The 18435-nt window shown below is 64.5% G+C and carries 18 protein-coding genes; 4 read left to right on the top strand and 14 right to left on the bottom strand.

The features are described from left to right. Position 1: 1 nt before the first annotated feature. The 13 genes from ACS7SF_RS26340 to ACS7SF_RS26400 all read right to left on the bottom strand — a co-directional run bounded on the left by ACS7SF_RS26340 (position 2) and on the right by ACS7SF_RS26400 (position 13298). Entirely contained in the window at positions 2–1159 is a 1158-nt protein-coding gene (locus ACS7SF_RS26340; RefSeq protein ID WP_439893403.1) for a sigma-54 interaction domain-containing protein, read from the bottom strand. Between the two features lie 20 nt (positions 1160–1179). Then, positions 1180–2382, bottom strand: a complete 1203-nt coding sequence (locus tag ACS7SF_RS26345) for an acyl-CoA dehydrogenase family protein (RefSeq protein ID WP_439893404.1) — start codon at positions 2380–2382, stop codon at positions 1180–1182. 39 nt (positions 2383–2421) lie between these two features. Continuing rightward, positions 2422–3198, bottom strand: a complete 777-nt coding sequence (locus ACS7SF_RS26350) for an ABC transporter ATP-binding protein (RefSeq protein WP_439893405.1) — start codon at positions 3196–3198, stop codon at positions 2422–2424. Positions 3199–3208: 10 nt separating this feature from the next. Continuing rightward, complete coding sequence (locus ACS7SF_RS26355; RefSeq protein ID WP_439893406.1) at positions 3209–4474, bottom strand: monooxygenase; 1266 nt, start codon at positions 4472–4474, stop codon at positions 3209–3211. Positions 4475–4526: 52 nt separating this feature from the next. Continuing rightward, positions 4527–5825, bottom strand: a complete 1299-nt coding sequence (locus ACS7SF_RS26360; protein ID WP_439894486.1) for an ABC transporter substrate-binding protein — start codon at positions 5823–5825, stop codon at positions 4527–4529. 81 nt (positions 5826–5906) lie between these two features. Continuing rightward, entirely contained in the window at positions 5907–6986 is a 1080-nt protein-coding gene (locus ACS7SF_RS26365) for a branched-chain amino acid ABC transporter permease (protein ID WP_439893407.1), read from the bottom strand. 12 nt (positions 6987–6998) lie between these two features. Further along, positions 6999–7895 (bottom strand): branched-chain amino acid ABC transporter permease, encoded by an 897-nt coding sequence (locus ACS7SF_RS26370; protein ID WP_439894487.1) that lies wholly within the window; start codon positions 7893–7895, stop codon positions 6999–7001. Then, positions 7895–8818 (bottom strand): ABC transporter ATP-binding protein, encoded by a 924-nt coding sequence (locus ACS7SF_RS26375; RefSeq protein ID WP_439893408.1) that lies wholly within the window; start codon positions 8816–8818, stop codon positions 7895–7897. Before ACS7SF_RS26375 ends, ACS7SF_RS26370 begins: the two co-directional genes overlap by 1 nt. Positions 8819–8908: 90 nt before the next feature. After that, positions 8909–10045 carry a dimethylsulfone monooxygenase SfnG gene (gene sfnG, locus ACS7SF_RS26380; protein WP_439893409.1) on the bottom strand — a complete coding sequence of 379 codons (1137 nt, stop codon included), beginning with the start codon at positions 10043–10045 and terminating at the stop codon, positions 8909–8911. Positions 10046–10096: 51 nt separating this feature from the next. Next, on the bottom strand, positions 10097–10678 hold the full coding sequence (msuE, locus tag ACS7SF_RS26385; protein ID WP_439893410.1) for an FMN reductase: 582 nt from the start codon (positions 10676–10678) through the stop codon (positions 10097–10099). A 362-nt stretch (positions 10679–11040) separates the two neighbouring features. After that, on the bottom strand, positions 11041–12321 hold the full coding sequence (locus ACS7SF_RS26390) for an RNA polymerase sigma factor (RefSeq protein WP_439893411.1): 1281 nt from the start codon (positions 12319–12321) through the stop codon (positions 11041–11043). A gap of 11 nt (positions 12322–12332) precedes the next feature. Then, the gene (locus tag ACS7SF_RS26395; RefSeq protein ID WP_439893412.1) at positions 12333–12764 is read right to left on the bottom strand and encodes a YciI family protein; all 432 of its coding nucleotides are present in this window, start codon (positions 12762–12764) and stop codon (positions 12333–12335) included. 147 nt (positions 12765–12911) lie between these two features. After that, positions 12912–13298, bottom strand: coding sequence for a winged helix-turn-helix transcriptional regulator (locus ACS7SF_RS26400; protein WP_439893413.1), 387 nt, complete (start codon positions 13296–13298; stop codon positions 12912–12914). A 133-nt stretch (positions 13299–13431) separates the two neighbouring features. Between ACS7SF_RS26400 and ACS7SF_RS26405 the strand changes: the two genes are divergently transcribed. Then, the gene (locus ACS7SF_RS26405) at positions 13432–14439 is read left to right on the top strand and encodes a zinc-dependent alcohol dehydrogenase family protein (protein ID WP_439893414.1); all 1008 of its coding nucleotides are present in this window, start codon (positions 13432–13434) and stop codon (positions 14437–14439) included. Between the two features lie 40 nt (positions 14440–14479). On the opposite strand, the gene ACS7SF_RS26410 is transcribed toward ACS7SF_RS26405, so the two are convergent. Then, positions 14480–15433: a LysR family transcriptional regulator gene (locus ACS7SF_RS26410; RefSeq protein WP_439893415.1), complete on the bottom strand. Its 954-nt coding sequence runs from the start codon at positions 15431–15433 to the stop codon at positions 14480–14482. A gap of 249 nt (positions 15434–15682) precedes the next feature. Here ACS7SF_RS26410 and ACS7SF_RS26415 point away from each other — a divergent pair, with 249 nt between their 5' ends. The 3 genes from ACS7SF_RS26415 to ACS7SF_RS26425 are packed head-to-tail and all read left to right on the top strand — an operon-like array spanning position 15683 to position 18433. Next, positions 15683–16999 (top strand): cation:dicarboxylate symporter family transporter, encoded by a 1317-nt coding sequence (locus tag ACS7SF_RS26415; RefSeq protein WP_439893416.1) that lies wholly within the window; start codon positions 15683–15685, stop codon positions 16997–16999. 22 nt (positions 17000–17021) lie between these two features. Next, the gene (locus tag ACS7SF_RS26420) at positions 17022–17582 is read left to right on the top strand and encodes a carboxymuconolactone decarboxylase family protein (RefSeq protein ID WP_439893417.1); all 561 of its coding nucleotides are present in this window, start codon (positions 17022–17024) and stop codon (positions 17580–17582) included. A gap of 17 nt (positions 17583–17599) precedes the next feature. After that, a complete protein-coding gene (locus ACS7SF_RS26425; RefSeq protein WP_439893418.1) occupies positions 17600–18433 on the top strand; it encodes an SDR family NAD(P)-dependent oxidoreductase in 834 nt (277 codons plus the stop codon). Positions 18434–18435 lie beyond the last annotated feature (2 nt).

Here is an 18435-nt window from a genome sequence, read left to right on the forward strand (position 1 = left end):
GCTACGTGCCGACCGTGTCTGCGTGTGGCGTTGCCGACGCTGTGGACGCAAACGGCGGTTTGCGTGGCGCGCCTACCTCCCCCAAGCGAATGAGCCGGGCGCGCACGACGTTGCGGCTGATGCCCAGCAAGCGCGCGGTTTCGCTCTGGCTGTAGTGGCAGTACCGGAACACCTCGCGGAACAGGGCGTCTTCCACCACCTGATAGACATCCGGAACGTTGGCATTGCAGAGCTGTTGGATCGCCTTGCGCAGCGCACCGACGTCGTCTGCGCCGACGTCCGCCGGTACCTGTGCAGGCGGTGCGGTGACAGGCACGGTGGGCGGCGAAACTTCCGCATGCGTAGGGCAGCTGGAGCGGTTCGACAGGCGCAGGCTGGTAGCGTCGATGGTGTTGCCGTCGCAGAGCAGCAGCGTCCGGTGGATGACGTTTTCAAGTTCGCGCACGTTGCCGTGCCAGGGTGCATGCGTGAGCAGGTGCTCGGCCTCGGGCGTGAGCGTAGCGCGCGCATGGCCCAGCCGCTTGCTGTAGGTGTCGATGAAGTAGCGCGCGAGCGGCACGATATCGCCCGGCCGTTCCTTCAGCGTGAGGACATCGAGGTTGACGACGTTCAGCCGGTAATAAAGATCCTTGCGAAAGCGCTTTTCCTGGACCAGTGTTTCCAGGTTGACGGTTGTGGCCGCGACGATCCGCAGATCGACCGGGATGGGCGTGCGCCCACCCAAGCGCACGATTTCGCGCTCCTGCAGCACACGCAGCAGCTTGTTTTGCACTGGCAGCGGCAGGTCGTTGACCTCGTCCAGAAAGATGGTGCCGCCGTTGGCTTGCTCGAACCACCCGACTTGCGTGCCGAAGGCGCCGGCAAACGCGCCATTTTCGTGGCCGAAGAGTTCGGCATCGACCAGTGCATCAGAAAAGGCGCCACAGCTGACCACCACGAACGGGCCATCCTGCCGCGTGCTGCGGTTGTGGAGATAGCGGGCAATGAGTTCCTTGCCGGTGCCGGTTTCGCCGGCGATCAACACGGTGGCGTCGCTGGGCGCCACCTGTTCAACTTCATCGAGCAGCGCCCGTGAGCGCGGATCTTCAAAGATCCACGCAGGGGCGCTGGCCGCTGGCGCGTGGCCCGGCGGCGGAGGCCATACAGGGAACGTCGCCATGGTCGTCCATTCCGTCGGGTTCAGGAGTAGAAGGAAGGTTCGGGCAGCGCGCCGTTCAACGCCCAGTCGCCCAGCTCGTGGAGCTTGTAGTCGACCGGGTCGTGCAGCGTCTGGGTGCGGAGGTTGCGCCAGAAGCGGTCCAGCCCCAGCGCGCCGTGCGTGGCGCGTGCGCCGGTGGTCTCAAACATCCGGCTGGTCAAATCCAGCCCAACGCGCGTGGCTGCCACCTTGGCCATGGCCACGGCAACGGCCACATGGCCGCGCTCGCGCGCGGTGAGCACCGCGCCTTGTGCCCAGGCTTCATCAAACCGGGTGGCCGCCTGCTGTGCCAGCAGCCGCACGCTTTCCAGGCCCACGAAGAACTCGCCATAGTGCGCCAGCGTATAGGCATCCTTGCTGGCGCGTTCTGCCGGGGACCGATGCCAGGGGCGTGCTTCATGCAGCGTGTAGTGCTTGGCCTGTTCGAATGCGCCTTCCGCCAGCCCTAGAAATACGTGCACAAACACAAGCTGGGCCAGCAGCGGACGCAATGAAGAGAAGGGCGTGGTCAGTGGCCCCGGATCACGCAGCAGTTCGTTATCTTCCACGCGGACTTTCTCGAACAGGGCGCTGCCGCTGTCGGTCTGCCGTTGCCCGAAGGCGTTCCAGTCGTTGTTGATCGTGATGCCGGCGCGTGCCGTGGGCACGGCGGCAATCAACAGCTTGCGGCTGTGCTCGTCCAGCCCCGAGGCAATCAGCATCTGCGAATCCAGCGCGCCGGAGCAGAAGCTTTTCTTGCCGGAGAATTCGTACCAGCCGTCGAACCGGCGCACGATGGTGCGGTCGTCCAGTGGATTGAGCGCATTGCCCCAGAACCAGTGCTTGCGCGCGGTCTGTTCGTACCACGGTTCCCATTGGTCTGGCCGCGCAAAGAGACGCACGGTTGCCAGCAGCAGATGGTGAAACCCGTAGACGTGCGCGATGGAGCTATCCACCTGCGCAAACTCGCGCACGGTGTCTAGCGTCTCAGCCCAACTGGCGCCGTGTCCGCCGTAGTGCTTGGGAATCGCCAGCGCCAGCAGGCCGCTGCGCCGCAGAGCGTTGCGCTCGGCCAGTGGTGTGCCACCTGCGGCATCGCGTTCCACAGCGGTTTGTGCAAACTGCGCCGCCAGCGCCTTGGCTGACTGGCGGATGGGTGTCGCCGGAATGTCGATTTCAGGAGGGATCGCCGTCTCGGTCGTCATGAAGAATCGGAAAGAGGGTGGGGCCAGAGGTGAGGCCAACTACGCCAATGCCGGCGCTTGCCGTGCCACGTCACGGCCGAAATAGAAATGCTGGATGTCCTGGCGCTGGCGCAGCGCGTAGGCCGTGTCGCTGAGCACGGTCACGCCGGCTTCCAGCACCGTGGCGCGATCTGCGTATTGCAGTGCGACCGTGGAGTTCTGCTCCGCAACCAGGATCGACAGCCCTTCGTCACGGTTGAGCTGCCGCAGCCGCGCAAAGATGTCTTGCACCACCAGCGGCGCCAGGCCCATCGACGGCTCGTCCAGCACCAGCAGGCGCGGTCGCGACATCAGTGCGCGGCCAATGGCCGCCATCTGCTGCTCGCCGCCCGATGTGAGGCCCGCAGCAATGCGGCGGCGCTCATGCAGACGCGGGAAGATCGCGTAAATGCGCTCCAGATCGGCTGCAGTTTCCGCACGCGAAGCGCTGCGGCCCAGTGCACCCGTGATGAGGTTGGCTTCGATGGACAGATTGGGAAAGCAGCGCCGGCCCTCCAGTACTTGCACGAGCCCCAGGCGTACAAGTTGCGCAGGCGTGGTCCGCGCAACATCGTGGCCGTCGTAGTGGACGGTGCCGGCCGTGACTTGCCCGCGCTCAGGCACCAGCAGGTCTGAGAGGGCCTTGAGCGTGGTCGATTTACCCGCGCCATTCGCGCCCAGCAGCGCGTGCACCTCACCCCGCTGCACGGTGAGGCTCACGTTGTGCAGGGCGACGATGGCGTTCTGGTAAGTCGCCTCGACGGCGTTGACGCGCAGGATGGCAGCGGAGTCACTCATTGCCGGCCCCTCAAGCCGCCTTGGCGACCGGCGGTGTTGCTGCTGCCGCCACCGCGCCAGGCCCCGCACCGATCTGCCAGACGTACGGCGGCTCGGTGCCGTTGATGTGCCAGTCGCCGATGATGCGCGCCTTGTAGATCAGCGGATTGTGCAATGCCACCGTGCGCGCGTTGCGCCAGTGGCGATCCAGCGCCTTGCCCGAGGCGGTGGCCGATGCGCTGAGCGCGTTGAAGAACTGCGTGGCCGCGCGCAGCACGAGGTCTGCGATCGCCACTTGGCCTTGTGCGGATTCCAGTTCGGCGTCGATGTTCGTCTGGTGCTCCTGCGCGGCATCGCCGGCCCAGTGCGCGTCGTAAGCACGCTGCGCCGCAAAGGTCGCGCGGATGGCGGTCGCTTCGGCTGCGTAGGCGAGGGCGGACACCTCGCCCACCACCTGCTGCACCTGCACGTCTTGCGCCACGGCCGGCGCGTTGCCGGTGCTGAAGATGCGCTTGCGCTCGCGTACCTGTTGCGCGACTTCCCGCGTGATGGCGCGTGCAATGCCGGCCAGCGTGGCCAGGTGGAAGAGCTGGTAGAACGCTGTCTGGTACTTGAAGCGGCTGGTGAACGGGAAGATGTTCTCGTCTTCCACGGTGGCGTTTTCATACACCGAGGTGCCGCTGCCCGTGGTGCGCTGACCGAAACCGTTCCAGTCGTCATGGTGCGTGACGCCGGGCTGGTGGGAGCTGACGGCGGCGATGATGTCGGTGCCGTCTTCCAGACGTGCGTACAGGTCCACCCAATCCGCAAAGATGCTGCCGGTGCTGTAGTACTTGCGGCCGTTGACGACCCAGCGGCCATCTCGCTTCGACACACGGGTGATGACGTCGCCGATGGCCACATCGCCCACCTCTGTCCAAGCGTTGCCGACCAGATCCCCCGCCGCAAAGCGCCGCAGCCACACCTCGGTGCGGGCGTCGCGCGGTGCGTTCAGTCGATCCTCCACAAAGGCGAAGTGCCCACGCAGCGCTTGCACGATGTTGGAATCCGCATCAGCCAGTTCAATCAGCAGCTGGAACAATTGCGGCAGCGTGGCGCCGTCGCCGCCATATTCCGCCGGCACGCGCACCGCGCCAAAGCGCGCTTGCTTGAGCCATTGGATGGCGTCCACGCCGAGCTGCCGGTCGTGCTCGCGCTGCAAGGCGGTATCGCGAATGCGCTCGAAGATAGGGCGGTACTTCTGCGCTAGGGCCTCGTATTCGGCGCCGAAGAGCGTGCTGGCGTGTGCTTGGGTCATGTCAAACCTCCATCAAATCGGGGAAGGTGGTCGGGGTGGGCGGGATCGGCCGTCAATCGTTGATGCTGGTACGCACCTTGATGTTTTTCTCCTTGGCGTACGCCAGCGACGATTTCTCGATGATCGGCCGCAGCAGTTTCCAATCCGGCGCGATCCAGTCGGAGATCACGTTCCACTTGGTGCCGTCCCACTGCTGGAAGGCGACGCGGCCATCGCCTTCGTGGTTGTCCCACGTGACGTTGATGGAGTGGAACAGGCCCTTGGCGCCCAGCGCCGCTGCACGGGCCTGGTCGATCTTCAGGTTCTCCAGGCCCCAGCGGACTTCATCGCCCGTCAAAGTCCGCTTGCCGAACTTGGCTTGTGCAATGCGGATGGCTTCCACGTTCAGGATGCCGTTGAGCACCCCAAGGTTGTGATACACGCTGCCGATGCGCTTCTTGTCTTGCAGGTTGCCCTTGCCGTTGTCGTACAGCGTCTTGGTGATCTGCTGAAGCACCGGGTACTGCACACCCGCCGCCACCGTGGTGATGGCTACGTAGCCCTTGGCTGCATCGCCGGCCGGAATTACGTCTTCTTCCGAGTTGGACCACACGTTGCCGATGATGTGGTCGGCCGGGAAACCCGTCTTCTGCGCCGTCTTGAGCGCCACGGGGTTCATCACGCCCCAGCCGCGCAGCACGACGTAATCGGGTTTGGCGCGGCGGATGGCCAGCCACTGCGACTGCTGCTCGTTACCGGGGTGCGGCACCTCGATCTGCTGCACCGTAAAGCCGTATTTCTTCGCCAGCAGTTCGTAGACGGGGATCGTCTCTTTGCCGTACGGCGAGCCGTGATACAGCACCACGATCTTCTTGCCCTTGAGCTTGTCGAGGCTGCCTTCCTTGGTGCCGATGTAGTTGACGATGCCCGAGGTCTCGCTATACGGGTTGAGCAGCAGCGGGAAGATGTACTTGAACACGCGCCCGTCGGTGGTGTCGGTGCGGCCGTGGTTGATGGTCAGCAGCGGCACCTTGTCAGCCGTCACGCGGTCGAGCAGCGCATAGGCAATGCCCACCGACAGCGGGTTCCACGTGGCGATGCCGGGGTGGGTCTTCAGGCGTTCGTACACCTCCACGCCGCGCTCCACTTCGTACTGCGTTTCACCTTCTTCCCAGGTCAGCTTGACGCCGCCCACGCCGCCGTCGCGCGTGTTGACGAGGTTCAGGTAATCGATGAAGCCGCCAAAGAACCCCGTGCCGCCGGCTGCGTAGGGGCCGACGCGGTAGCTTTGCAACGGAAAGAACTGCTCATCCGCATGGGCGGTCTGTACGCCCAGGCCGGAGATCGCAAGCGCGCCGGCCAGCAATGCCATCTTGATGGTGCGGGGGAGAGACATGGTGCAAAAACTCCTGGTATCGATACGACGTCGGTTGAATGGAGAAAACGTGGGAAATCAGGTTGGAGAAGCCGGGCGTGCTGCGCTACCGATTCGACGCAGCACCCGCTGCAACAGGGCAGCTAGTCCCTGCGGCTCGGCAATGAGGAAGGCCACGATGAGCGCGCCGATCACGATGCGCTGGCTGAGGTCCAGCACACCGGAATCGAATCGGCTGCCAAACACGAAGGCGCCAAAGCGGGAGAGCAGCAACGGGAACACCACCACCAGCGCCGCACCGAGGAACGCGCCCCGGATGGTGGCCAAGCCACCGATGATGACGATGAACAGAATCTGGAATGAGCGATCGAGGTTGAAGCCCGCCGGCTCCACCGTGCGCAGGTAGACGAAGCCCCACAGCACACCGGCCACCCCAATGACGAACGACGAGATGGCGAAGGCCAGCAGCTTGGTGCGCAGTACGGGCACGCCAGTGACGCGCGCCGCCAGTTCGTTGTCGCGCACGGCAATGAAATGGTGGCCAGTGGGCGTGTGCACGAGCCGCCAGACCAGCGCGGTAAGGATCGACACCACCGTCAGCGCGAACACGTAGCGCAGCGCTGGCGTATCGAACGCAAAGCCGGCCACCACGATGGGCGGTGCGTCGATCACGCCCGATGCGTTGTTGTTGCTGAACCAGCCATATTTGGTCAGCGCCCACTGCACGAAGAACTGCGCAGCAAGCGTCGACACCGCGAGGTAGAAGCCGCGCAAGCGCAGGCTCGGCAAGCCGAACACCACGCCGATAGCGGTAGCGGCGAGCCCGGCCAGCACGATGCTGACCGGCAACGGCAAGCCCTCCACGCGCAGGTTGAAGTTGTAGGCCGCAAACGCGCCGACTGCCATGAACGCGGCCGAGCCCACCGACAACTGGCCCGCATAGCCGGTCAGCAGGTTCAGGCCCACCGCCGCCAATGACAGCGCCAGGAAGGGGATGAGGATGGCGTCCAGCCAGTAGCCCGATGCCACCAGCGGCACCACGAGGTAGGCCAGCAGCAAGGTCGCCGCAGGCGTTGCCCAGATGGGCCAGCGCAAGGTGCGTCGAGCGACGGTGTTGTGTGCCGCAGGGGCAGACGTGGAATCCAGTGTCGTTGTCATGGCGTGGTGCTCTCAGGCTCTCTCGGCGTGGCGCAGGCCGAACAGCCCGCCTGGTTTGACCAGCAGGAAGGCCAGCGCGGCCACGTAGGCGATCCAGCTCTCGATGCCGCCGCCGACAAACGGGCCGAGATACACCTCGGCCAGCTTCTCCAGCGCGCCGATGATCAAGCCGCCGACCACTGCGCCAAGAATCGAATCGAAGCCGCCCAGCACCAGCACCGGCAGCGCCTTGAGCACCACCAGCGACAGCGAGAACTGCACACCCAGGCGCGCGCCCCACAGCAGCCCGGCCACCAGGGCGATCACCCCGGCCGTGGCCCACACCGTCGCCCAGATGCGCGGCAGGCGCAGGCCGACAGCGATGGCCGCAAACGTGTCGTCGGCCACGGCGCGGAACGCCAGCCCCACACGGGTGTAGCGGAAGAACACCGACAACACCGTCACCATGACGGCCGCGGTGCCGGCAGCAAACAGGTCGAAGCTGGAGACGAGGATGCCGCCGATCTGCAATGGCGCATCGGAGATACCGAGGTTCAGCTCGTGCACCTGTGTGCCCCACACGAGTTGCGCTACGCCTTCGATCACGTACGACAGGCCGAGCGTGGCCATGAACAGCGTGATCGGCGGCTGGTTGACCAGCGGCCGCAGCACCACGCGCTCGATGCCGAGGCCCAGCAGCAGCATCAATGCAAACGTGAGCAGCAACGCGAGCGGGAAGGGCACACCGCGTTCCACCAGACTCACAAAGGTGAGTGCGGCAAACAGCAGTTGCGCGCCCTGCGCAAAATTGAGCACACCCGAGGTCTTGTAGATCAGCACAAAGCCAATCGCCACCAGCGAATACATCACGCCGGAGAGCAGGCCGCCGACCAGCACCTCGGCAAAGAACGCGAAATCGAAGTCGCCCATCATGCGGCCTTGCTTTCGTTGTGTTCGGCCTCGTGTGCAACGCCGAGGTAGGCATCGATGACGGCCGGGTCATCGCGCACCGCGTCTGGCGTGCCGTCGGCGATCTTGCGGCCGTAGTCGAGCACCGCCACGCGGTCTGACAGACCCAGCACGATGCCGATGTCGTGCTCGATCAACACGATGGTGGTGCCCCACTGGTCGCGCGCGGCGCGGATCAGCTCGGCCATCTGCGCCTTCTCCGTGACCGTCATGCCGGCCAGCGGCTCATCGAGCAGCAACAGGCGTGGGCGGGCCACCAGCGCACGCGCGAGTTCAACGCGTTTCTGCTGTCCGTAAGACAGCGTGCCGGCCAGTTGGTCTTGCACGTCGGTCAGGCCGACAAAGTCGATCGCTTGCTCGGCACGCTCGCGCGCATCGGCCAGCTCGCGGCGCGCGCGGCCCAGGCCAACCAACTGCTCGACGAAGACGGAACGACTGTGCTGCACGCGGCCCAGTGCAATGTTGTCGCGCACGCTCAAGCCCTTGAACAACGCCAGGTTCTGGAACGTGCGCGCAATGCCCAGACGGGCCAGCCGTGCCGGCGATACCTTGGAGAACGCCCGGCCATCCAGCCAGATGCCGCCACGGTCCGGCCGGTATAGGCCGCTGATGACGTTGACCAGCGAGCTCTTGCCCGCCCCGTTGGGGCCGATGATGGCGCGGATTTCCCCCGGCGCCACCGTCAGGTCGATACCGCTGAGCGCCTGGATACCGCCAAACGACAGGTCGATGCCCGCCAGCCGGAGCGCAGGTGCTGCGGCCTGTACAGCATTGGCGTCAACGGCAGATGCAAGCGACGGCGCATCCGCAGTATTCGGCTCGGGCTTGGTGGTGCGTCGAGCGAGCGGCGGCGGTACAAGCAGTTCAGCGGACGTCTGGGGCATGGTGGATCTCCGCAAAGCAACAGGCAGCACGACTCCCCCGCGCCCGTTCAGCCGAGCGGGCGCGATGCAGGGAAACGCGGGTGTGTCAGATCAGGCGACGGACGCGGCGGGCTCGGGCTGGGGCGCGTGCGCGCTGGTGGCGGCGCGCTGGGCTTCCAGTTCGCGCACCAGCGGCAGCACTTTGCGGCCGAAGTACTCGACTTCTTCGATGAAGTGCAGGAAGCCCGCCAGGATCAGGTCTACGCCAATCGACTTCAGATGCACGATGCGCTCGGCAATCTGCTGCGGCGTGCCGATCAGGTTGGTGCGGAAGCCGTCGTTGTACTGGACGAGATCTTCAAAGGTGGATTTGGCCCAGTTGCCTTCGCCCTCGGGCGAGGCCTTGCCGGCTTGTTTGACCGCATCACCAAAGGCGTGGACGGCCTCCACGTGTGCGTGGTCGATGATGTCTTGCAGCACGGCCTTGGCTTCTTCTTCGGTATCGCGCGCGATGATGAACGCGTTCACCCCGATGCGGACCTTGTGGCCGTTGGCCTTGGCTTTCTGCTGGATATCGTCGATCTGCGCCTTGATCCCCTCGGGCGTGTTGCCGTTGGTGAAGTACCAGTCCGACACGCTGGCCGCGTTGTCGCGCGCCGCGCGGGAGCTGCCGCCCTGGAAGATTTCCGGGTGCGGTTTCTGCAGCGGCTTGGGGCTCAGCGTGTAGTCGTTGATACGGTAGAAGTCACCTTTAAAGGTGAACTTGTCCTGCGTCCAGATGCCCTTGAGCACGCGGATGAATTCGTTGGAGCGGCGATAGCGCTCATCGTGCTCGAGCCACGGCTCGCCCAGCGCCTGGAACTCGCCCTTGAACCAGCCACTGACCACGTTGATGGCGATGCGGCCGTTGGAGATGTGGTCGATGGTGGCCAGTTGCTTGGCCACCACCGCCGGATGCCACGGCCCCGGCAGGATGGCGGCCAGCACTTTCAGCTTGGTCGTGGCATGCAGGATGGCCTGGCTGAATGACACCGATTCGTGCTGATGCTCTGCGCCGTAGCCGGCGGTAAAGCGGATCTGGCTCAGCGCGTAGTCAAAGCCTGCGCTCTCGGCCGTCTGCGCCAGCTTCTGGTTGTATTCGAGGCTCCAGTCGGTGCGCTGCGGGATGGTGCTGACCACCAGCCCCCCGCTGACGTTCGGCACCCAATAGGCAAACTTGATGTTGGCGTTGGAAGAAGATTGGCTCATCGCAATGGTCCTTTGTCCGGTACTGGATTGGGGGCGAAACGAAGCTAGGCTTCAGGCGGCTTGCGCCACTGGGGCGGTGCGAATGTCTTCAGACTGCGGTGCAGTCAGCAGCGGCAGCGCGCGCGATGCGGCCAGTGCGATGCGGTCGCGCAGCGCCTGGCTGGTGATCTCGTAGCCGCTGAAATCTTGTTCGGACGCGTACACGCCCAGCGGCAGCGTGCGCGCCTGGAAGAAGCTGAAGAGGGGACGCAACTGGTGGTCGATCACCAGTGCGTGGCGGTCGCTACCGCCGGTGGCCGCCAGCAGGACGGGCACGTCGATCAGCGCTTCATGGTGGACCAGATCGAATAGGTGCTTGAACAGCCCGGTGTACGAACCGCGATACACCGGGCTTGCCACCACCAGCACATCAGCCGATTCAATGGCAGCCAGTTCGGCCTGTACTGCGCTGGGCAATTGATTGCGATACGACACACCGCCGATGGCGGGGGCCAGGTCCTCAAGCTTGATGAGGTGTGTGTCGATGGGCGCGACCTCGGCGAGGGCGGCCAGCAACTGCTCAACCAATACGAGTGTCCGCGAGGGGCTTTGCACGCTCCCCGAAACAGCGACGACCTTGAACTTGCGACTCATCTTGAACACCTCTGCGCTTGTGCAACCAACGAAATGACTTACCTGCGTGAGCGCAGCCGCCCCAAGGGCACCTCCTGCGCTTGCAAATCATTCTGCGTTGCACAACCCGCAGCGGCATACGTAGAAATCGGAGCATCTATATTTCAATGCTCGCGTTTGTCGCTAAGTCTCTGAGCAGTAAAGGGAATTGAAGTCTGTGTTCGATGTTGCCAATCTGCAATGGCGCGTTCTTATATCGAAAGACAAATTCCGGATGTGCGACAGCGCGCAATCTGCTGCAACCGTGCTTCTACAGCATCAGTGCATTGCGGTCGCCCTTCGTGGTGAATGGCTCACCCTGGCAATGGCGAGCGTTTGTGCGGTTACTCGGGTGTGATGCACTTGGCCGCACGCTCCAGCAACAGCGCGCGCTCCTGCCCGTTCTGCGCCTGGGCCGCTGCGCGCTCGTATTCCGCGCGGGCCTCGTCCATGCGGTTGAGGCGTGAGAGAAAGTCCGCGCGCACGCTGGGCAGCAGATGGTAATGGCGCAGCGCAGGCTCGGCCGTGAGCGCATCGACGATTTCAAGCCCTGCCGCAGGCCCATACGCCATGGACACCGCCACCGCGCGGTTCAGTTCCACCACGGGTGATGGTGCGAGCTGCGCCAGCGCGTCATACAGCGCGGCAATGCGTATCCAGTCGGTGTCGTCTGCGCGGCGGGCGCTGGCATGGCACGCCGCAATGGCGGCTTGCAAGCCGTACGGCCCGAGTCCGCGCCCGCACGCTTCTGCCTGTGCCAGGGCCGCAAAGCCGCGCTGGATGAGCAGGTAGTCCCACCGGCTGCGATCTTGATCCATCAGCAGGACAGGGCGGCCACCGGGGCCGACACGCGCGCGCAGGCGTGAAGCCTGAAGCTCCATCAGCGCCAGCAGGCCGTGCACTTCCGGTTCGTTCGGTATCAGCCCCGCGAGGATGCGGCCCAGGCGCTGCGCTTCTTCGCACAGCGTGGGGCGCGTCCATGCATCGCCCGAAGTAGCGGCATAGCCTTCGTTGAAGATCAGATAGATCACCTGCAGCACCGCAGACAGCCGCTCGGCCAGCTGATCGGGCTCCGGCAGTTCAAACGGCACGCGTGCGGCAGAGAGCGTCTTTTTGGCGCGCACAATGCGTTGCGCTACGGTGGGCTCCGGCACGAGAAACGCGCGGGCGATCTCGTCCGTGGTGAGGCCGCCGAGCAGCCGCAGGGTGAGCGCCACACGGCCCTCGTGTGGCAGCACCGGGTGGCAGGCGATGAAGACGAGGCGCAGCAGATCGTCGCCGATCGCTTCGTCGCGGGTGGAGTTGGACTCGGCCTGCGCCAACTCCTGTTCGATCTCCAGCTCGAGGGCGAGCAGCGCATGCTTCTGCGCGGCCAGTGTGTGATGGCGCAGCCGATCAATCGCCCGGTGCTTGGCGGTGGCGGTGAGCCATGCCGCCGGGTTGTCGGGGATGCCGGAGGTGGGCCACTGCTCCAGCGCCGCCACCAGTGCGTCCTGCGCCAGCTCTTCGGCTAGGCCCACGTCGCGCAGCAGGCGCGCGAGCCCAGCAATGATGCGGGCCGATTCCATGCGCCAGACCGCATCGATGGTGCGGTGAGTCTGCGCCATCTCGGCCATCTTGGCCATCGTCAGGGCGCTTATTGTTGCTTGGCCGCGAGCTCGGCACGCAGGCGTTCTTCACGCTCGCGCGCTTCGGGTGTGAACTCCGCACCAAAATCTTCGGCCTCGAACACGCGGCGGATTTCCAGCCGCACATTGCCACCGGCATCCAGCGCCGGCCAGCGCTTGACCCATTCCAGTGCTTCTTCTTCCGATTTGACCTGCAGCATCGTGTAGCCGGCGATCAACTCCTTGGCCTCGGTAAATGGCCCATCGATCACCGTCGGCTTGCCGCCGTGGAATTCCACGCGGGCCCCGCGCGAACTGGGGTGCAGCCCTTCGCCGCCGAGCAGCACGCCCGCCTTGGCGAGCTCTTCCATGTACTTGCCCATGACGGTCAGCAGTTCTTCGCTGGGCATCACACTGGCTTCGGTGTCCTTGTCAGCCAATCGCAGAACCATGAATCGCATGTTGTTTCTCCTTGGAGTTGAGGGTGGAGCCGCGAGAGATTCGCGTCTCTCTTTTGTACGTCGAATGACGGAGCGCGAAATCGACAGGTGGCGACAGGCGGGGCAAAGAAAAATGTAACAACGCGACGGCTGCCGACCGGCCCACCGCTAAACGCAGGCCACCTCGGGCTGCTGGCGACCCTGTTCTTGTTCCTGCGTCTGCCCCATCCCGCGTGCGCGATACGACTCCCCCCATTCACGCAGGCTGATCAGCACCGGGGCGAGCGATTCGCCCAACGGGGTCAGCGCATATTCCACCTTGGGCGGCACCTGGGGATAGACCTCCCGCACGATGACGCCGTCGGCCTCCAACTCGCGCAATTGCAGCGTCAGCATGCGCTGTGTCGCATTGGGAATCAGCCGCGTCAGCTCCATGAAGCGCTTCTTGCCGGGCAGAAGGTGGAACAGGATCACGGGCTTCCACACCCCGCCGATGACCGACAGCGTGACTTCCACAGAGCAGCCGCTCTTGCCATCCAGACGTTTGAGTCGCATGGGTTGATACCTACAAAAATGATCGTACTGGTGAAAATTGTACGTTCTTGCGGTAAGCGACGTACGCCTCGACAATGCCCGCAATCGCCGCAGTGTTGCGGTGGCCTTGTCACGTCACAGAGGAATATTCCGCATGAAAGCCATTACCCTGCGCCAGCCCGCTGGCCTCGACCATCTCCAACGTGTTGATTTGCCTGATCCCGGCCAGCCCCGTGCGGGCGAGATCCGCGTGCGCATCCACGCCAGCTCGTTGAACTTCCATGACCTGGGCGTCGTCCTCGGCCGGATGCCAACTGCGGACGGCCGCATTCCGATGTCGGACGGTGCCGGCATCGTCGAAGCGGTTGGCGAAGGCGTGGACGAATTCGCCGTGGGCGACAGCGTCGTGTCGACGTTCTTCCCGACCTGGCTGGACGGCGGCGCAACGCTGTCCGATTTCCAGACCGTGCCTGGCGACGGCGTGGACGGTTACGCCTGCGAATACGTGGTCCGCCCTGCCCAGTGGTTCACGCATGCGCCGCGCGGCTACACCCATGCCGAAGCGGCAACGCTCACGACGGCAGGGCTGACTGCCTGGCGCGCCCTTGTTGTGGATGCGCGCATCAAGGCAGGCGATACCGTGCTTGTGCTCGGCACGGGTGGCGTGTCGATCTTTGCGCTGCAGTTTGCCAAGCTGATGGGCGCGAGCGTGATTGCCACGTCGTCATCCGACGAAAAGCTGGAGCGCGTGCGTGCGCTCGGCGCGGATCACACGATCAACTACCGCCGCGACGCGGACTGGGCGGCCAAGGTGCTCGAAGTCACCCAGGGCCGCGGGGTCGATCAGGTCATCGAAGTGGGTGGGCCGGATACGCTGGCGCAGTCGATTCGTGCTTGCCGCACGGGCGGGCATATTGCGTTGATTGGCGTGCTGACCGGCATTGAGGGTGCATTGCCCACGGTCGAGCTGATGCGCCGTCACCAGACGCTGCAGGGGTTGATTGTCGGTAGCCGCCGCCACCAGCAAGACATGGTGCGTGCCATTGAGGCCACCGGCATGAAGCCCGTGATCGACCAGACGTTCCCGCTGGACGAGATTGCCCAGGCGTTTGCCCATCAGGCGGCGGGCAAGCATTTCGGCAAGCTTTGCCTGTCGGTCTGATTGCTGCAGTCACGACGCGGCGCATCGGTCGTGTTAGCGACTAGGGGGCCGCGTCGCTCGGCCAGACCACATCGGCCTTCCATGGTTCCGTGGCGATGAATCGCTTCAGCTTGCTCTGCAGCAGGCTGGTCCAGGCGGCGGCGAAGCGCGAGGGCGGATTCTCGCGCAGGGTGGTGATCGCCACGCTCGACCGGATGCCCGGGCGGCCGATGCGATGCGCCACGAGTTCACCACGCGCGATTTCCTCCTGGATGGCGATGTAGGTGAGGATGGAATACCCCACACCGGCTTTCACCAATTGCTTGGTGAGCGCTACGCTGTCCACCTCCAGCGCAACGCGCAGACGTACACCGTGTTGAATGGCGGCCTGTTCGATCAAGCGTCGATTGCTGTGCGGCAACCCCGGCAGGATGAGCGGGACGCTGGCCAGGTCGCGGATCGGGTATTCGCGCTTGCCGGCTTCGGTGCCAGAGTCGGTGCCGGGCGGGCCCACGAGGATCATGGGCTCGCTAAAGAGCGGGCGCACGTTGAAGGTATCCAGCGGCGGCTGGTTATAGACCACGGCCAGATCGACTCGGCGATCCAGCACCCATTCCTGCAGCGAACCGCTCAGACCCTCGCGCACATGGAGCGATACCTGCGGCCACTGGGCGCAGAAATCCTGAACCAGCTCGGCGCCAATCAGCGCGCCCATCGTCGGCGGCAGACCGACTGCCAGGTGACCGCGCTCTTCGTCGGCGCTGGCGCGCACGTCTTCGCTGGTTTCGCTCAGCAGGTGCGTGATCATCTCGGCGCGCTCCAGCAAGCGTGACCCCGCAGCAGTCAGCCGCACGCCTCGGCCGTGCCGCACGAGCAACGGCACGCCAATCTCCGCTTCCAGCTTTGCAATCTGCCGGCTCAACGCCGGTTGCGCGATATAGAGCTCGGCCGCAGCGCGGCTGAAGCTGCCAGCACGCGCCACGCGGATGAAGCTTTTGAGTTCGCGGATGTCCATACCTATGTTGATCTATACCGGATCGGCATAGCTTTGTATGTTCACTTGGTCTTTGTCAAGAAAAGACCGTCAATCTATGCTTTCCGTAAATAGCAAATCGATGGATTTGCCCCGGAGACAGCCCACGCGGCACCTCAACCCTTGCGGTTCCCGTCGTCAGTGACGGCAGCTTTCAAGCAAATAAGTCCAGCCAGGATGTCGGCCCAATTCCTTGGGCAGGCCCCTGAACGACTGGACGCAGGAGACACCATGAAACACCTGAAGAAGCTGTACGTGCAGGTCTTGATCGGCCTGGCGTGTGCAGTCGTCCTTGGCATCGTTGCGCCGCAATGGGCCATCGCCATGAAACCCATCGGGCAGGCGTTCATCGCGCTGCTCAAGATGATGCTGGCCCCCATCATCTTCTGCACGCTGGTGCAGGGCCTGGCGCATGTGCGTGACCTGCGCATGCTGGGCCGCATGGGGGTGAAATCGCTGCTGTACTTTGAAGTGGTCAGCACGGTGGCCATGGTGCTGGGGTTTGTGCTGGTCAACGTGTTCGAGCCGGGCGTGGGGCTGCATGCCACCAACCTTGGGGAAAGCGCGGATGCCGTGAAGGCCACAGCCAACGCTGGCGGCATCTCTGCTGTCAATTACCTGCTCAGCCTGATTCCACACACGTTGGTCGATGCGTTTGCCAAGGGCGACATCGTGCAGGTGCTGATCATCTCGATCCTGGCAGGCCTGGCACTCAACCTGTCGGTGGGGCCGGACTCTGCTCTGCTGCGCGGCATTGACGAGGCGCAGACGGTGCTGTTCCGCATGCTCGGCTTCATCATGAAGCTGGCACCGCTGGGCGCGTTTGGTGCCATGGCAGCGGCAGTGGGTAGCTACGGTGGTTTGACGCTGCTGTATCTGCTCAAGGTCATCGTGCTGTATTACGCCGCGTCGCTGCTGTTCGTGTTCGGCGTGCTCAGCACGATCAGCTGGACGATCGGCCTGCCGTACTTCAGCGTGCTCAGGCTGATTCGTGACGAGATCCTGCTGATCTTCGGCACCGCATCGAGCGAGGTGGCGTTCCCACGTCTGGTGGAGAAGCTGCAGCGCGCCGGTTGCGATGAAGCGGTGGTCGGTTTCGTGCTGCCCGCCGGCTACAGCTTCAACCTCGATGGCACGTCGATCTACATGGCCATCGCCGTGGGGTTCATTGCGCAGGCGACGGATACGCCATTCTCGCTTTGGCAGCAGTTAGGGTTGCTCGCCATTCTTAGCCTGACCTCCAAGGGGGGCACCACGGTGGCCGGCGGGGCGTTCGTCAAGCTGGCGGCCACGCTGCAATCGGTGCGCTCGCTGCCCGTGGCCGGTTTGGGTTTGCTGTTTGGCATCGACCGCGTGATGGCCATCGCCACAGCACTCGTCAACGTGGTGGGCAACACCATGGCCGTGTTCGCCATTGCCCGCTGGGAAGGCGCGTTCGACGCGGAAGCCTTCCACCGCGAGACCGGCGGCCAAGCCCGTTCGTCCCTCCTCAAGCTACAGAAGCCCGCCGCACAGGCTGCGGTTGCGCAAGACGCACTCACTCACTGAGCCATCACCGAGCACTCCCCACATGCAACGCATTCCCGCCCTCAATCCTGATGCGCTGGACGCCGACCAGCGCGCCGTGTACGACGCCATCGCCAATGGCCCCCGCAAGGGTGTGCGAGGCCCACTCGCTGTCTGGCTGCATCGCCCGCTGCTGGCGGACCGCGCCCAAGCACTCGGACGCTACTGCCGCTACGACAGCAGCCTGCCACCGCGCTTGTCCGAACTGGCCATCCTTTTCATGGGCCGCTACTGGCTGGCGGAATACGAATGGGCCGCGCACAAGCCGTTCGCGCTGGAGGCCGGCGTGTCGCCTGCGGTGATCGATGCCATCCGCGACGGCATGAACCCGGTATTTGAGCTGCGTGACGAGGCACTCGTCTTCGCCTTCCTCACACAACTGCATGCTAGGCGCGAGGTGGATGACGGCCTGTACGCCGAACTGGTGGACGCCATCGGGCAGGACGGCGTGGTCGATCTGGTCGGCATTGCCGGCTATTACACGCTCATCTCCATGACCATCAAGGCATTCAATGTGCCGCCGCCCGCGGGCGCTATGCCGGAACTGCCGACGCATCTGCAATAAGCCATAAGGAACACACCGTGCAAGCAACGATTGAATTTGAACAAGCCACGGCCGCGGGCCGTTTGGCCGGCAAGGTCGCCATCGTGACCGGCGCAGGCTGCGTCGGCCCCGGCTGGGGCAATGGCCGCGCCGTGGCCGTGCTGTTTGCGATGGCGGGGGCGCGCATCTTCGCCGTCGACAAGAGCATGGAGGCCATGGAAGAAACGCTGCGCCGCGTGCGCGAGGCCGGTGGCGATGTCACGCCGTACACCTGCGATGTGACCGACACCGCCGCCGTGAAGGCGATGGTGGATGCCTGTGTCGAACAGTACGGCCGGGTGGACATCCTGGTGAACAACGTGGGTGGCTCTGCTGCTGGCGGCCCCGTGGCGTTGTCGGAGGACAAATGGGACGCACAGGTCGCGTTCAACCTCAAGAGCGTGTACCTCACCTGCAAGCACGTGCTGCCGGTGATGGAGGCGCAGGGCAGCGGTGCCATCGTCAACACGGCATCCACGTCGGGGATTCGCTGGACGGGGTCGGCGCAAGTGGCGTATGCAGCGTGCAAGGCCGGTGTGATCCAGCTCTCAAAGGTGGTGGCGGTGGAGTATGCGAAGAAGGGCATCCGCGTGAATACCGTGGTGCCGGGGCAATTGCATACGCCCATGGTGGAAGCGCGCCTGGCGGGCCAGCGCTCTGGCGGCGATGTCGACAAGCTGCTGGAAAGCCGCCTTGCCCGCATTCCGCTCGGCTTCATGGGCGATGGGCGCGACACCGCGCATGCCTCGCTGTTCCTGGCGTCTGACGAGGCGCGCTTTGTCACCGGCACGGAAGTCGTGGTCGACGGCGGCATGACGGCACGGTGCGACTGATC

Source organism: Ralstonia sp. 25C (assembly GCF_051904805.1).
Lineage (GTDB): Bacteria > Pseudomonadota > Gammaproteobacteria > Burkholderiales > Burkholderiaceae > Ralstonia.

Excerpts from the sequence above, each read along its gene's own strand:
- ACS7SF_RS26340 (WP_439893403.1), bottom strand. The coding sequence starts at position 1,159 with ATGGCGACGTTCCCTGTATGGCCTCCGCCGCCGGGCCACGCGCCAGCG.
- ACS7SF_RS26345 (WP_439893404.1), bottom strand. The coding sequence starts at position 2,382 with ATGACGACCGAGACGGCGATCCCTCCTGAAATCGACATTCCGGCGACA.
- ACS7SF_RS26350 (WP_439893405.1), bottom strand. The coding sequence starts at position 3,198 with ATGAGTGACTCCGCTGCCATCCTGCGCGTCAACGCCGTCGAGGCGACT.
- ACS7SF_RS26355 (WP_439893406.1), bottom strand. The coding sequence starts at position 4,474 with ATGACCCAAGCACACGCCAGCACGCTCTTCGGCGCCGAATACGAGGCC.
- ACS7SF_RS26360 (WP_439894486.1), bottom strand. The coding sequence starts at position 5,825 with ATGGCATTGCTGGCCGGCGCGCTTGCGATCTCCGGCCTGGGCGTACAG.
- ACS7SF_RS26365 (WP_439893407.1), bottom strand. The coding sequence starts at position 6,986 with ATGACAACGACACTGGATTCCACGTCTGCCCCTGCGGCACACAACACC.
- ACS7SF_RS26370 (WP_439894487.1), bottom strand. The coding sequence starts at position 7,895 with ATGGGCGACTTCGATTTCGCGTTCTTTGCCGAGGTGCTGGTCGGCGGC.
- ACS7SF_RS26375 (WP_439893408.1), bottom strand. The coding sequence starts at position 8,818 with ATGCCCCAGACGTCCGCTGAACTGCTTGTACCGCCGCCGCTCGCTCGA.
- sfnG (WP_439893409.1), bottom strand. The coding sequence starts at position 10,045 with ATGAGCCAATCTTCTTCCAACGCCAACATCAAGTTTGCCTATTGGGTG.
- msuE (WP_439893410.1), bottom strand. The coding sequence starts at position 10,678 with ATGAGTCGCAAGTTCAAGGTCGTCGCTGTTTCGGGGAGCGTGCAAAGC.
- ACS7SF_RS26390 (WP_439893411.1), bottom strand. The coding sequence starts at position 12,321 with ATGGCCAAGATGGCCGAGATGGCGCAGACTCACCGCACCATCGATGCG.
- ACS7SF_RS26395 (WP_439893412.1), bottom strand. The coding sequence starts at position 12,764 with ATGCGATTCATGGTTCTGCGATTGGCTGACAAGGACACCGAAGCCAGT.
- ACS7SF_RS26400 (WP_439893413.1), bottom strand. The coding sequence starts at position 13,298 with ATGCGACTCAAACGTCTGGATGGCAAGAGCGGCTGCTCTGTGGAAGTC.
- ACS7SF_RS26405 (WP_439893414.1), top strand. The coding sequence starts at position 13,432 with ATGAAAGCCATTACCCTGCGCCAGCCCGCTGGCCTCGACCATCTCCAA.
- ACS7SF_RS26410 (WP_439893415.1), bottom strand. The coding sequence starts at position 15,433 with ATGGACATCCGCGAACTCAAAAGCTTCATCCGCGTGGCGCGTGCTGGC.
- ACS7SF_RS26415 (WP_439893416.1), top strand. The coding sequence starts at position 15,683 with ATGAAACACCTGAAGAAGCTGTACGTGCAGGTCTTGATCGGCCTGGCG.
- ACS7SF_RS26420 (WP_439893417.1), top strand. The coding sequence starts at position 17,022 with ATGCAACGCATTCCCGCCCTCAATCCTGATGCGCTGGACGCCGACCAG.